This window comes from Ensifer sp. Root127 (genome assembly GCF_001425225.1).
Classification (GTDB): domain Bacteria; phylum Pseudomonadota; class Alphaproteobacteria; order Rhizobiales; family Rhizobiaceae; genus Ensifer; species Ensifer canadensis.
In genome coordinates this window covers 1-13,354 of sequence record NZ_LMDX01000040.1, presented here as the reverse complement: position 1 = coordinate 13,354, position 13,354 = coordinate 1, and the positions used below count along the sequence as shown (strand labels likewise).

The window sequence follows — 13,354 nt, the reverse complement described above, 5'->3', positions numbered from 1 at the left end:
CATCTTCATCCATGATTTGGTGTCCACCTATCTTTTGGTGGACACTTCATGCCTCAGAGCACTGCGCTTCAGAAGGCGCGCAGAAATTCGCGCTTACCATCCAGCAGCTTCGGCAGATGGAGCAGGATGGGATCGTGCTGCGCATTGTCCACCATCAGGTTCCGCCGAAGGTCGAGTATGCACTAACAGATTGGGGTCAAGCTCTATGCCCGGCGCTGGATGCCCTTCTAACTTGGGCCGCCGATCGCCCGACGACGAACCTCATAGAGGAGTGACCCGGCGAACGCATGAGGCGATGACAGCAACTCCGGGAAGAAAGAGCAAACGTCGGAGGCAGGAACTCTAACCGTCTCATAGGAGGGGTTCAGAACGGCTCATCGTTGAGTGCGCCGAGATAGTCGTTTAGTAATTCTTCATCAAACGAGAATGCGCCGTTAGTCTCCTGTGAAATTTCCACACCTGCCCAGTGACTAATTGGGTTCTTATAAGCGACATTTAAAATTACGTTGGAAGGCTGAGGTTTGAGAAGTTGAGGGGCCAGAGCCGATACTCTTGAAATAGCACCTTGCGTGTCTGCCGGAGGTTCTCCAGCGTTCCAAATTACGCAAGAGCCAACGGATTGCCAAAAGTTGTTTACGCCGATCTCTAGGTAACTGGGTGCGTCGGTCAACAAGCGCACACTGAGTGATTCCTCAAAAAAATGCGTCGGATAAGTAGCCTTTCCGGACGCTTGGCGGTGTTCCATCAGTTGGACCACTGAACTTACTGCTTCGTAGAGCTCTTCTGGCAGTCGATTCATCCACCTAACGCCGACGAACATAACTCGGCGATGTGGCATGCAGAAGAAAACCTCCAAGGCGAAATTAGTCTTCCCACCGAGCCATGCATCAAATTCCTCTTTTGGGGGAAGTAAACTCTGCTTGTTGATTAAGAGTGCTTCCTCCCAGCGCCCATCCAAAGCGCATTGAACGTGAGTCGGCATAACAAGCTCATTGACGATGTTATTCATTTGTCCCCACAATCATCCGATGAAGTTGGCAGTCCACGGACTGTCATAGGTGCAGGCTGTAGCGGCATTATAGTGCAAGTGCCACAAGATTCCGAACAACGCTGACGCTATCTTCTGAGGGTGTCTCCGCGGGTGATGTGGATGGTCGAAGTCGTTGACGAATTGGAATAAAAAACGCGAGTTCGATGCCTTCCATAGTTCGTGGGAAGCTGGACCGAGTGCGCGAGCTTGAAGACATTCTCGGACGCAACACGCTGGAGAACGAGATTCCCCGCGAAGCCCTTTCCAAAGCCAAAAAAACCGATATCGCGCCGAATCTTGTTGCGGAAGCTCGGTTCCTGGTGAAAGCGGTGGCGGATGTGGTGGGCGTTTCGCGTTCCAATCTCACTGAAAGTCCGAGGGTAAAGTCCAAGGCTCGTGACCCTATCTGAGAGCAGAAGACGCCGAACTTCTATCAGCCATTCGCTGTCAGGCGACATGTAAAACTGGTCCGGTAGCGACACCTAAAACTGGTCCCCCTTTCAGACCTTAGGAGGGACTGATGGACGTTGAGACAGGTACGAAGATCTCCGCGAGATTGGCGCGGAGAGAAGCGATGCTCGAACCGGACGAGGTGACTGCGATGCTGCGGCTCAAGAAGCTGGGGTGGGGCACGCGGCGGATCGCGTTGGAGCTGGGATGCTCGCGCACGACGGTGCAGCGATATATCACGACGGGTGGCTGGCGCGGGTATCGGCGAGCCCGCCGGGAAACGCAGCTCTCGAGGCATGAAGCGTGGGTCCGTGAGCGGTTCTTTCGCCATGGGGGCAATGCTGATGTCGTGTGGCAGGATCTGGTTCGAGAACTCCGCATTGAGGTCAGTCTCCGCACGGTTGAGCGGGCGGTCGCGGGGTATCGGCAGCAATTGGCGGCATCGGCTTTGTCAGTACCGCAGCAATACTCCCCATTAGTGCCGTTTGAATCTTCCCCAGGTGCTGCGGCCGCCGGTCTTCCGGGGCGCGCCCCGGAAGACCGGCGGCGCGTCATCGCCGATACTCCTTCCGATGGTCGGAAGGGGGATTTTGGTGATCAAGCTGAGGGAGACGATCATGATCCTGGATCTGCATCAGCAGGGCCTGACGGTGTCGGCTATTTCCAGAGAAACAGGCATCGATCGCAAGACGGTGCGCAAATACATTGAGCGGGGCCTCGAAGCTCCGGCTTATGGTCCAAGAAAGCCTCGGGCAACGGTTATCGACCCATTCGCTTCATACCTGCGGGAGCGCGTCAAATCCTATCCTGGTTTGACCGGCAGTCGATTGCTTCGAGAACTGCGTGAGCGAGGCTATACCGGCGGCTACACGGCTGTGACGGATTTTCTGCGCGATGTGCGCCCTGCTGCAAGTCAGGGCTTCGAAGTTCGTTTCGAGACGCCGCCCGGCGAGCGGGCCCAAGTCGACTTCGCCCAGTTCCACGTCGTTTTCACCGACGAGCCGATGACGCCGAGGATCGTATGGCTGTTCTCGATGGTGCTGGGCCATAGCCGCCTCATCTGGGCGCGCTTCGTCATGCATCAGAACCTGCCGACCGTCCTGCGTTGCCATATCGCGGCCTTCGAGGCCCTTGGTGGCGCTCCCAGGGAGGTGCTTTACGACCGGATGAAGACGGCCGTCATCGGTGAAGGCCAGACAGAGGGCATCGTCTATAACCGTGCCCTCATAGACCTGGCCCGCCACTACGGTTTCCACCCAAAGGCATGCAAACCCTATCGCGCCAAGACAAAAGGCAAGGTCGAGCGGCCATTCCGTTATATTCGCGAAGACTTCTTCCTCCCCGCTCTTTCCGTAACCTCGATGATTTGAATGCTCAGCTTCGGCACTGGCTGGATACCGTCGCCAATCCAAGGAAGCACGCCACGACCCTGCGTGTCGTCAATGAAGCCTTTGCCGAGGAGCGGCCGCACCTGCGACCATTACCGCTGGCCCCGTTCAAATCCGTCTTGAAGCTGGAGCGCCGCGTGTCGCGGGAAGGCATGGTCAGCGTCGGCGGAAACACCTACAGCGTTCCGGATGCTACACGAAGCCGAATGGTGGAAGTCCATTCTCTCGCCGACGAGGTCCGCATCTTCGAGAACGGCATCCTGATCGCGGCTCATCCCGTCTTGGAAGGTCGTAAACAACGCCGGGTTCATCCTGACCATCGACGAGCAGTCCCGCCGCAACATCGATCCAGAACAAGGGACGACGCCATTGTCGTCAAGCCTGCCGGCGACACCGTGCTTCAGCGATCTCTCGCCTTTTACGACGCTGTGGGCAAAGTCCTGGCACAGGAGAACCGCCCATGAGCGCGACCCTCGATGCCATTCCGTCCATGATCGATCGCATCCGTCATGATCTCGTCGGCCTGAAGATGCCACGGGCGCTGGAAGCTCTCGACCATGTCGTGCGTCGCCTCGAGCACGGTGAACTATCGGCACTTGAGGCCATCGACATCCTCCTGTCCGAGGAACTGACGCTGCGCGAGAACAGCCGCATCAAGACCGCCCTGCGAATGGGCAGGCTTGCAACGATCAAAACGCTAGCCGGCTTCGACTTTACATTCCAACCCTCGCTCGACCGAGATCGCATCTTTACCTTGGCGCAGCTCGGGTTCGTCGACCGTCACGAAGCGGTTCATTTCCTCGGCCCACCGGGAACGGGAAAGAGCCATCTTGCCACAGCGCTGGGCGTCGAAGCCGTGAAAGCTGGAAGGAGCGTGTACTTCACGACGCTCGCTGACCTGATCGGTTCACTTGCCCGTTCCGAACGGGAAGGGCGGCTCCAGGAGCGCATTCGCTTCTTCTGTAGGCCAAGCCTGCTGATCGTCGATGAGATCGGCTATCTGCCGGTCGTCTCGGGCGGCGGCAATCTGTTCTTCCAACTCGTCAATGCGCGATACGAACGAGGGGCAATGATCCTGACATCAAACCGCGGCTTTGCGGAATGGGGCGAGGTCTTTGGCGATCCTGTCGTCGCAACCGCGCTGCTCGACAGACTGCTTCACCACGCCGTTGTCGTGCAGATCGAAGGATCCAGCTATCGGTTGCGGCAGCATGCTGAACTTATGCCGGAGCATGTCCGCTCCAAAGCCCTCATTGCACCGCCGGCATTCGCCCCGCCACAAAAGCCACGAGGACGACCGCCGAAAAATCCTCAGTTCTCCATGGCGTCCACGTCGGCATAAGTGGGGAATTTTACTTCGGCACTTCTGGGGAAAATTCACGCGGCATTGACACGGCTTTAGCGACGATGCGCTTCGAGACACCGCCAGGCCATCAGATACAGATTGATTTTGGCGAGAAGCGAATGGAGATCGGAGGCGAGAAAGTCCGCGTCTACATCTTCGTGGCAACGCTTGGCTATTCGCGTCGCACATACGCGACTGCGTTTCTCCACGACCGTCAGTCTGCCTGGTTCGATAGGATGGAGGTAGCGTTCAGGCATTTTGGCGGTGTCACAAGCGAGGTCCTTCTCAATAATGCGGCATTGGTGACGCGGCACGACGCGTGACCGCGAGGTCGTGTTCAACGATCGGCTGCATGCCTTCTCCCGCTATTTGGACTTCCGTCCTCGCGCGTGCACCATACCGGGCTCGAACCAAAGGCAACGACGAGCGAGGCGTCGGGTATGTGAAGCACAACGCACTTGCCGGACACAGCTTTGACAGCATGGAAGGCCTTCACCTGCACCTTGCGTGGTGGATGCGCACGGTTGCCGATCTTCGATGCCATGGCACGACAGGCGAACCACCACTTGAGCGCTTTGTTCGCGACGAAGCTGTGACGCTACGCCCACTAAATGGCAGGCCGCCATTTCGACAGATCCGAGAACTGCTGCGCAAGGTTCACGCCGATTGCGCCGTTGAGGTCGACACCAACGCCTACTCAGTCCCTTGGCGGCTCATTGGCGAGATTGTCGAGGTGACGATCAGCGGTGGCCAGGTCCGCGTGTTCCATGCGGGTCAGCTTGTCGCGAGCCACGCCGAGTCACACGGGCGTCATCGTCGCCTGACGGATCCTGCCCATTTTGTCGGCGTCAGCGGCTTCGGCATGCCTGTCAAGCAAGCCGCGCAGGCGGATCCGCCCGCTCCCAAGCTGCCCGAACTTCTTCGCCCACTGTCGGAATATGAGCGGCTGATCGGAGGACAATGGTGATGGCAGTTGATCATGACACGCTGATCGGTTGGCCGAGCCGGCTGAAGCTCACCGCCATCCGCGACCAGCTCGACAACCTTCTTGACGAAGCCTCACGCGCGGATCTCACCATTCGCGAGACGCTCGCATTCCTGTGCGAACGCGAGATTGCAAGGAAGGTCGAGCGACGCATCATCATGGCGATGAAGATCGCGCATTTCCCGCATGCACGAGATCTCGAGGGATTTGATTTCGAAGCGCAGCCCAGTATCGATCCGCAAGATCCGAGAACTCGCCACCGCCCGTTGGGTGGCAAATGGTGATGCATTGCTGCTGCTCGGTCCGCCTGGCGTTGGGAAGTCCATCTCGCGATTGCGCTTGGAAGAGAGGTCATCCGTCAAAATTACACGGTGTTGTTCACAACCGCGCAGGCATTGGTCGCAACGCTCGTGAGAGCACATGGCAAAGGACGCCTGGGCGAACGACTTGGGTTTCTCGCCAAGCCCAAGCTGCTCATCATCGACGAGCTTGGCTATCTTCCGCTCGAGCGCAATGCAGCCCATTTATTTTTCCAGCTCGTATCGAGGCGCTACGAGCGGGGTGCAATGCTCGTCACCTCCAACCGCAGTGTCGGAGAATGGGGAACAGTATTAGGCGACCCCGTCATGGCAACTGCTATCCTTGATCGGTTGCTGCACCACAGCCACGTCATCACAATCGGCGGCGACAGCTACAGGCTACGAGAAAAACGCCGTAGCGGGCTTCTACAGAAGTCCACTACCGCAGCCGGTATGGAGAGTAACTAACACCCCTTGGCGGACCAGATTTGCGTGTCGCCCAAGGACCAGTTCACGATGACGCTTGATATTCGCAGGCTGGTGGATGCTCGGCGAAGGTCGTTTTCCCCGCTCCCATGGGCCAACCACCTGCAGTGCGAAGTCGGCCGAAGTTTGGTTCGAGAGAAAATGACCAAGGTATTCCCTTGCGGCAAAGTTCAAGTCCACGGCACGTCTCCGTTCTAACGGATGGACCGGATGGAATTGCTTGTTAGCCCATACCCAACCGCTTACGCAGTTCCGTATTCTCCGCGCGCAGCTTCTCTGCGAGGATTTTCCGTAGCTTTAAGTTCTCTTCCTCCAATTCCAGGAGATCCTGCAAACCTGAGAGCGGCGAGTTGTCGCTTGTCGGCACGCTGGCGGGCAGATCCCCGTCGGGCTTAGTGACCGCTTCACTCACTGCTTTCTGCCAGATGTAGTAAGTTTGTTTACCAACGCCGACCTGTCGGAGCGCATCTTTCAAATTATGGGTACCCGAACAGATCATGTTGCTGATCGCACCAAGCTTTTCGGCGCGGTCCTCGTTCGTGTACTTCGCAAACTTACGCTTCGCGCCATCGGCAACTTTAGAAGCTGGCTTGGCTGCGTTCTTGTCTTTTAGTGTCCTCGTTTTGGATTTGCGCGCCCGCAAAGGTACCCCTGTTTGAGGCAACTTCAGCTCCGAACTGTTCTCATCCGACATGATTTTCCCTTGCAATTGTACAACCTGTTTTCCTTCGAAATATAGTCAACAGCCTGGTGCGAAGGTTACGTTTGGAAAAAGATGCGGGATTGTCCTAGATGACTCTTCAAGTTGCTGCGGCATGGGTAATCGCAAGCCTTCAGAAAAGGGGGGTCGGCTTCCTCTCTGTCACCGAAGCTATCGATACAAAGTCCGATATAGGTCTCCTGATCCTTTATGTTCTCGGCGCGGTAGCTCAATTTGAGAGAGCGTTGATCCGGGAACGAATTGCTGCCGGATTGGCCGCCGCCCGCGCCAAAGGCCGGCCACTGGGCCGCCGCCCATCTCTAGGTCCCGAACAGCGAGATGAAATCAGAGCGCGTATTGTCTGCGGAGCAGAGCGACCCGGCGAGTTAGCCAAGCGGTTCAATGTTCATCCGCGCACCATCAAACGGTGTCTTCTCGTGACCGACAAACGCTGCTGAAACTCTGTCACTTTAGAGCGAAACATAGGCCCGGATTAGTTGCGTTACCCGCGAGGAACCTGACGGCACCACCAATTGCAGGCTTCGGCGCCATCACGGACAAAGGCGAATCCTGGTACCGGCTCTCAACAATAGCAGACAAGAAGTGGGAAGAGGCCGAGCGAATGGTAGCCTGTTCGCCAAATGGAACGAAGATCCGGCGCCCGTCGCGGAACTCTCAACGGCTCCAGAGCGCAAAGAATTATTGCCGCGGCTATATCAGCGCCTCGCGGCCGCCTTGCGATGCGAGATCAAGAGGTCCGCCGAATGAAACAGCGCGGTCATTTAATACCCGTACCCCGCTTCATCCGAGCCAAGCGAAGACAAGGGAAGTCCACAGGCCTCGACAAGAGACCGGACATTGTGGTGCTTTGGCATTTCAGCTTCGAGAGCTTCGAACTGGTCGGATTGAAGGTGCATCGAGCACCATACGAGGAATCTGACCGGAAAGAATTTCTGGTTACTATCCTGAAGCTCAAGGATTCGGGTCATCATGTTCTCGACCACTCCATTGCGAGCCTCCAGGGCGGTCGCCAGGGCGGTCTCCAGGGCGGTCTCCAGGGCGGTCTCTACGCGAAAGTCGACAGCCATATCGATCAAAGGCTGGAAGCGTGCAGCAAATTTCTTTTCTTCTCTCGAAATCCTGGTTCTGCTTTCCATCGAGATCTTATCCATTACAGCGTTCTCCCTTTTCCGAAGAGAAGCCACCATGAAGCAAGTCACAAGCTTATCGGCACCGTCCAAGGTTCCGCGTCCGTAGTGCCTCTCGATCAGTTTCACCAGTTGACTGATAAAGTGCTGCTCCTCAGGTATCTCGCGTGCGAGGAGGCCAAGCATTGCATATTCGGGGAACCCGGTGGAAAGCATCTTCCAAGCGTCATGCATTCCAGCGTCGATAAAGTAAAATCGGTTCTGGAACGCCCAGTTGGCAACTCTCACTGCCGCCTCGGACGAAACCTTGCATTGCCAACTGACCTTCGTATCTCCAGTATAGTAGTAGATCTGGAAGAGATTCATCTTGAACTGGTAGTACGAGCTGATCAGGGAGGAATAGGTCGCCATCCTGCGGAGCATCGTAAGCTCGCGGTGCTTTGTCTGCTGCTCCACGTGCACAATGCGTTGGTTACCTAGATCAGCAACGAGATCGGTACGGAACGTGACCTGCTTGTCGCGGAATTCCTCACCCAGCCAAGTCAACCCCTCGCTCGTGTTAATTGAACCCGGGTCTTCCGAACCAGGTCCGAAGTCGACCTTCCGCGCGTCACGCCAGTCGCTCCATAGTCGCGCAAGGACTCCCGGGTGTTTCAAAAGCTCCTTCAACTCCGTGTCGTAGGGGCGAAACTTCTGTTTCGCCACTGCATCGCCCAAGAGCATCCGAAAGGAAGGTTCACGTCGTTCTTGTTTGGGAGTCTTGCTCATCCGTCATTTCCCGGCTTCACCTGTTTCGAATCCTCGGCCGCGTATGGCACCCGGCGGGTTGCGTTGAGGTTAAGGCGGCCCGCCTGCTCTGATTTATCACGGCAGCTGCCAACGCCCTTCCTTGTTGGAACAATCTTCAAGGAAAGGCTGCGTCATGAACCTCGAACAATTTATCGCCCAACGGAACGGCATTACCTTTTGGAAGGAATTCACCTTCGCCCAGTTGAAGTTCCGCGTGCCTTCTGGCGAAGTGGAACTGGCGGACAACGTCGTCTGGTTCGGAGAAACTGCCTTCATCATCCAGATGAAGGAGCGAGAGGGAGTGACCGAGGATCCTGACACAGAGCGCAGATGGTTCGACAAGAAGGTCCTGAAGGCGGCGGTGAAGCGGATCAAGGACTCGCTCCGGTTCCTCGATGAACGCGGGGGTATTCCAGTGGCGAACGTGCGTGGTCAGGAAATGACCATTGCGAAAGACCGCCTGAGGGATGTCCGGAAGCTCATCGTAAGCTTGGCGACCTCCTACCCGACGAGTGCCGGCAAACGCAGCTCTACGTCAGCCAGACTGTGGGATTCATCCACGTCATCGACCATGACAGCTAAGGCCACGTGCTTGAGCTTGTTGTCGCTCCAGAAGAAATCCGCAATATCTGAGCATTCAAAAGGAGTTGTTCGGCCGCCATACCCGACATCGTCCTCGTGATGATGTTGAGATAGTACTCTATCGTGCGGCGCCCACACATTTCGTGCGAACACGGCTCGCCCGACCGACTGTACCGACTGGCCCAATCTCAGTGTGGATGCGACGGATGAGGATTTCACCCACTATTGCAACCCGGAACTCATGCTGGTCAGGGCGAGCGCAAGCATTTCAGTGCCAAGAGGTATTTCAGTGCCAAGAGGTATCGTCAGGTGCGTGATCCGAACGACGTCGGCCGTACCGCCACAAGATGATCGAACTCGTGGCGCAGGGAGCCGTGCGAAGTATTCACCCGGGGTGCGGCTGTTCCAGCGCCGCCGGCGATTATATCAGGGTCGAAGATTCCGGACACATCTGTCGCAAACCGCCAACAACAGCGCCAGCGGCAGCGCCAGTTCCGGCACCTTGGGCTGCACCGTTATCAATGTCCGTGTGACGCAAGGAAGCGTGGTTTGAAACGACACTGATTTCCTCGCCGGTGAACCCAGCGTCTTCCAATTCTCCGACGGCGATCATGGCGTCGGAATAGTCATCGAAAAGTCCGGTGGCGGTTCTCATGCTAATCTCCTGTTAAGCGTAGTGACATATGCACTTCGCGAAGCTGCCAGCGTTGCGAACACTGATAGAAACGCAGCAGAGCCCGGCCTTTTGTGCATTTGCCTTGAACGCCGTCTGCATTGAGATCGAAATTGAAGTCGAGCACCTACTTCGAACATCAAGTGCACAGGCGTTACAGGCTTTCTAGATTTGGGCGCCGTCACAGTTTGTGAACGCGACAGTTCGGAGTAGTTCCGCAGGGTAAGACTCGTAGTGAGCGAGCTTCAAACACCCGCTGACGCAATCGTTTACAGAGCGACCAGGGTCCGGGCAAAGCAGGCGCCTGGGTCGGTTTCACCGCGAGGTTTATTCCCTGAACCGTGCCGCTCCAGATGAGCCATCTGGCCTCAACCCTCATTTCTTTGATTGCCAGAAGGCCCACGCTTGGGAACGGCGGGAGCCTGTTCCAAATCGTAGCAACGAGCGGGCTGACCTTTCGCGGGTACATCCTTGGCGCATGCAGAAAGGAATTGTTTTCATTTGCCAGCCTATACATGCAATTCTACGTTTAAAACGCAAAAGTCGAGTGTCGCCGTGTTGATAAAGCCTATCGCCCTAACGCTGGTCCAGCTTTTAGGATCAACCAATGAGCAGTTCATCATACCCTCATACCAGAGGCGGTACTCGTGGCGAAAACAACAGGTCTGGGACCTGCTAGACGACATACATTTGATTGAAGGCACTGACACGCACCTCCTCGGGAGTATTGTCTGCCTGATTGGGCCCCATAGCCCGGCTCTCAATGAACTAGATCTTGTAGACGGACAGCAGCGCCTAACGACGTTGTGTATCCTCTTGGAGTGCTTGCGAGAGCGATTTTTACAGCTCAACCAGACAGACATGGTGCACGATCTGACGCGTCTCCTTTCGGCACGTGCATTTGGGGGACCAAGCCAGTCAAAGATCAAACTGGAAACGTTGGATGCTGACGATTTCCGAACACTGGCAGGCAGCACGCAACTGAGTCCAGACCATCAGATCCGCAACCGCGCACTTCAGGGGGCATTTCTGCAGACGCGTGAATGGCTGAGCGATCTCGAAGAAGAACAATTGAGTCGCTTCACCTACAAGCTTTTAAATCAAACGATCGTTGTGCGTCTGGATGTCAGCGACGCTAAAGATGCATTCAAACTCTTCGAAACCATCAACGATCGGGGTCTAAAACTCAGCGCCACGGATCTGATAAAGAATTTCATGCTCGGAAACGCAGCCCGCCTTGGGAGGACGGAGCTCGATGACGCGAAGAAGAGTTGGAGCAAACTGACGGCGTATCTTGATGGCGTGGATTCAGATGCGTTCTTCCGATATTTCCTGATCGCCAGATTGCATTCGCGCCTAACCATGTCAGGTGTGGTGTACGAATTCCGAGCCTACTTTATGAATGAAGTGGCCGAGGCTTCACGACTCCCTGATCGTCACCACTACTCCGACGACGAAGAGACGGATGAGGAAGATCTGACAGACGATGACGCTGCGGATGAAAACGCGGAAGTCACAACCCAGTGCGGCGCCCAGTTGAGCTTCAAGGATTTCCTGCAACAACTTGTCAGCGCCTCAAAGGCTTATGGGGAAATCGTACGCGCCGCGACGGGGATCCCGAAAGTTGACAGGCACCTTCGGCACTTGCGTCAGATTAAGTCAGCGCAATCCTATGGGTACCTGATGCATCTCCGTGCGGGTGGCACAGATGAAAAGACATTCGTCAGTATCCTGAAACTCACCGAAAACTTCATACTTCGTCGCCACGTATGCCGAGAGCGAGCAAACGAGACGGAAAGCCTGTTCGCCAACCTTTGCGCCGTAGATCCCCTTGATCCGTTGCCGGACACCATGACCGCCTACCGGGAAGCATGCCCGGCCGACGACAAATTTCGTGATGAATTCATCTCTGCCCAGTTTACGTCAAACATTCTGGAAAGGGCGCGGTACTGTCTGGAGCAACTGGAATTGTCTAAGCACGGTAACCATCTTGAGCTTGGGGTTCTTGGAACGGATGCAGTGCACGTCGAACACATCATTCCTAAGCAGATAAAGTCGAAGAAGAGCAGAGACGAATTCGGCGACTGGTCTGCCTATCTCGGCGAGCGCTCATTGAGCCGACATCCGCAATACGTCAACCGTATCGGAAACCTGACACTATTTGCGGGCAGCTTGAATATTGTCGCCTCAAATAACCCATTCACATACAAGAAGAGTGGGTACAGCCAGTCGTCAATTCTGCTGACGAAAGAGCTCGCTACTGAGAACGACTTTGGTTTTAAGGAAGTCGAGGCCCGCTCCGCAATATTGGCCGACCGCGCTGTGGTTCTCTGGCCCGCGCCATAATTGAAAGTTTGCGAACCTCCTGCAGTCAACTCCGGCACGAAACGGCCTTGCTCCGATGACAAATAGAACGGCCAAAGGCCTCCGCGGTTCCTGGTTCGCGTCGGTGGAGGGCAAAGAGACATCTTTGCCCTCCACCCACAAACACTGGCTCACACAATTGAATTATCACGACCCGTTCGAAATTGTGACCGGTGGCCCCACCCAAAAAACTCCACGAGTACGTCCAGGCGATCGAGGACCTAAAGAAGGTGGTCCTGACGAACGACATTGTTCACCGAAATCTCGCGGGCGAGGTGTCGGGCTTTACCCGGACTGACTATGTGGCGGTCTTTTCCGTCTCCGATGTCCGGTATGAAGGAGGTCAAAGCCTGAGGTTTCGCTTAAATGATCGCCTGTACGGCCTGAGTTGAACGATGGCAGACTGTGACGCATCGGTCTGAAATGCTTTGCGGGGCGGCATGGTCCGGCTAAATCTGGTAACTTTCGAGCCCACTACATTCTGCTATACGAGCTCCGAACAGTACCACAGGCCGCGGAGTCGCCGAGTTGAACGAAAATCAATGGGACAACCGATGCATCGATCCCGCCGTTGATCTGCTTACGGCTTTCGCCCATCCAAAACGTTTTCTGATCTTGGAGTTGCTTACCGAACGCGAACTCTCAGCGAGCGCGTTAGCTCGTAAGATGGGCATTCCTCAGTCCAGCTTGTTCAGACATCTGTATCGACTAATTGAGCTCGGCGCGGTCATATCAATTAGGACGAAGAACAGAACCTTTTTTGGGATCTCTTGTGACAATGTACCGCGAGTCCTGCACGCGAAGTATAATGGGCGACCTGAACAACTACTGCCAAACGCCGCCCGGGTAAGTCATATCATATCGCCCCACGTCCGGTCCGCAATGCACCAGCCTGCAGTCGCAACGGACTACGCAGCATGCCGTCGGCCCCCAAATTTCCCCTAACTGTTAGGCCGGGACTGGCGATCAGCGCCTCCAAGGAGCGCTGTATGTGAACCACCAATCCCGCGCCGCTCGTAAGCGCCCGATTGGCACCGCCTGCCGGATAGCGCCTTGATGGCCTAAGACACGTGTTTAGCGACGTCGTTTGCGACGTGTCTTAGGCGAGGGTATGG

General features: G+C 56.0%; 9 protein-coding genes and 4 pseudogenes. 9 read left to right on the top strand and 4 right to left on the bottom strand.

Annotated elements, in window-relative coordinates; all coding sequences use genetic code 11:
* Window positions 1–275 (top strand): winged helix-turn-helix transcriptional regulator (locus ASD03_RS40840; protein WP_244494715.1); only part of this gene is annotated, 275 nt, incomplete at its 5' end.
* A gap of 89 nt (window positions 276–364) precedes the next feature.
* On the opposite strand, the gene ASD03_RS29550 is transcribed toward ASD03_RS40840, so the two are convergent.
* Window positions 365–1,009, bottom strand: a complete 645-nt coding sequence (locus ASD03_RS29550) for a hypothetical protein (protein WP_057217837.1) — start codon at window positions 1,007–1,009, stop codon at window positions 365–367.
* Between the two features lie 212 nt (window positions 1,010–1,221).
* On the opposite strand from ASD03_RS29550, the pseudogene ASD03_RS29545 reads away from it, so the two are divergent.
* From ASD03_RS29545 to istB (ASD03_RS29520), 5 genes and pseudogenes are all read left to right on the top strand, one after another.
* Window positions 1,222–1,475, top strand: a pseudogene (locus ASD03_RS29545) (IS3 family transposase); the annotation flags it as partial.
* Between the two features lie 598 nt (window positions 1,476–2,073).
* Window positions 2,074–3,332 (top strand): annotated as a pseudogene (gene istA, locus ASD03_RS29540) (IS21 family transposase).
* Entirely contained in the window at window positions 3,329–4,210 is an 882-nt protein-coding gene (gene istB, locus ASD03_RS29535; protein ID WP_057217833.1) for an IS21-like element ISRel3 family helper ATPase IstB, read from the top strand. Before istA (ASD03_RS29540) ends, istB (ASD03_RS29535) begins: the two are co-directional and overlap by 4 nt.
* A gap of 59 nt (window positions 4,211–4,269) precedes the next feature.
* Window positions 4,270–5,180 (top strand): annotated as a pseudogene (istA, locus tag ASD03_RS40835) (IS21 family transposase); the annotation flags it as partial.
* Window positions 5,177–5,965 (top strand): annotated as a pseudogene (istB, locus tag ASD03_RS29520) (IS21-like element helper ATPase IstB). The pseudogenes istA (ASD03_RS40835) and istB (ASD03_RS29520), both read left to right, overlap by 4 nt.
* A 241-nt stretch (window positions 5,966–6,206) precedes the next feature.
* On the opposite strand, the gene ASD03_RS40830 reads toward istB (ASD03_RS29520), so the two are convergent.
* A complete protein-coding gene (locus ASD03_RS40830; RefSeq protein WP_057217826.1) occupies window positions 6,207–6,677 on the bottom strand; it encodes a hypothetical protein in 471 nt (156 codons plus the stop codon).
* Window positions 6,678–6,775: 98 nt separating this feature from the next.
* Between ASD03_RS40830 and ASD03_RS29510 the strand changes: the two genes are divergently transcribed.
* The gene (locus ASD03_RS29510; protein WP_057217824.1) at window positions 6,776–7,141 is read left to right on the top strand and encodes a recombinase family protein; all 366 of its coding nucleotides are present in this window, start codon (window positions 6,776–6,778) and stop codon (window positions 7,139–7,141) included.
* A gap of 324 nt (window positions 7,142–7,465) precedes the next feature.
* Here ASD03_RS29510 and ASD03_RS29505 read toward each other — a convergent pair whose 3' ends face one another.
* Window positions 7,466–8,599 (bottom strand): hypothetical protein, encoded by a 1,134-nt coding sequence (locus ASD03_RS29505; RefSeq protein WP_057217822.1) that lies wholly within the window; start codon window positions 8,597–8,599, stop codon window positions 7,466–7,468.
* A 154-nt stretch (window positions 8,600–8,753) separates the two neighbouring features.
* On the opposite strand from ASD03_RS29505, the gene ASD03_RS29500 reads away from it, so the two are divergent.
* Entirely contained in the window at window positions 8,754–9,302 is a 549-nt protein-coding gene (locus ASD03_RS29500) for a hypothetical protein (protein ID WP_057217821.1), read from the top strand.
* Between the two features lie 321 nt (window positions 9,303–9,623).
* On the opposite strand, the gene ASD03_RS29495 is transcribed toward ASD03_RS29500, so the two are convergent.
* Window positions 9,624–9,857: a general stress protein gene (locus ASD03_RS29495; RefSeq protein WP_057217819.1), complete on the bottom strand. Its 234-nt coding sequence runs from the start codon at window positions 9,855–9,857 to the stop codon at window positions 9,624–9,626.
* Window positions 9,858–10,430: 573 nt separating this feature from the next.
* On the opposite strand from ASD03_RS29495, the gene ASD03_RS29490 reads away from it, so the two are divergent.
* Complete coding sequence (locus ASD03_RS29490; RefSeq protein WP_057217817.1) at window positions 10,431–12,221, top strand: DUF262 domain-containing protein; 1,791 nt, start codon at window positions 10,431–10,433, stop codon at window positions 12,219–12,221.
* The last annotated feature ends 1,133 nt before the right edge of the window (window positions 12,222–13,354 follow it).

Coding starts and splice junctions, on each gene's coding strand:
- ASD03_RS29500 (WP_057217821.1), top strand. CDS start 8,754: ATGAACCTCGAACAATTTATCGCCCAACGGAACGGCATTACCTTTTGG.
- istB (WP_057217833.1), top strand. CDS start 3,329: ATGAGCGCGACCCTCGATGCCATTCCGTCCATGATCGATCGCATCCGT.
- ASD03_RS29510 (WP_057217824.1), top strand. CDS start 6,776: ATGACTCTTCAAGTTGCTGCGGCATGGGTAATCGCAAGCCTTCAGAAA.
- ASD03_RS29550 (WP_057217837.1), bottom strand. CDS start 1,009: ATGAATAACATCGTCAATGAGCTTGTTATGCCGACTCACGTTCAATGC.
- ASD03_RS29495 (WP_057217819.1), bottom strand. CDS start 9,857: ATGAGAACCGCCACCGGACTTTTCGATGACTATTCCGACGCCATGATC.
- ASD03_RS29505 (WP_057217822.1), bottom strand. CDS start 8,599: ATGAGCAAGACTCCCAAACAAGAACGACGTGAACCTTCCTTTCGGATG.
- ASD03_RS40830 (WP_057217826.1), bottom strand. CDS start 6,677: ATGTCGGATGAGAACAGTTCGGAGCTGAAGTTGCCTCAAACAGGGGTA.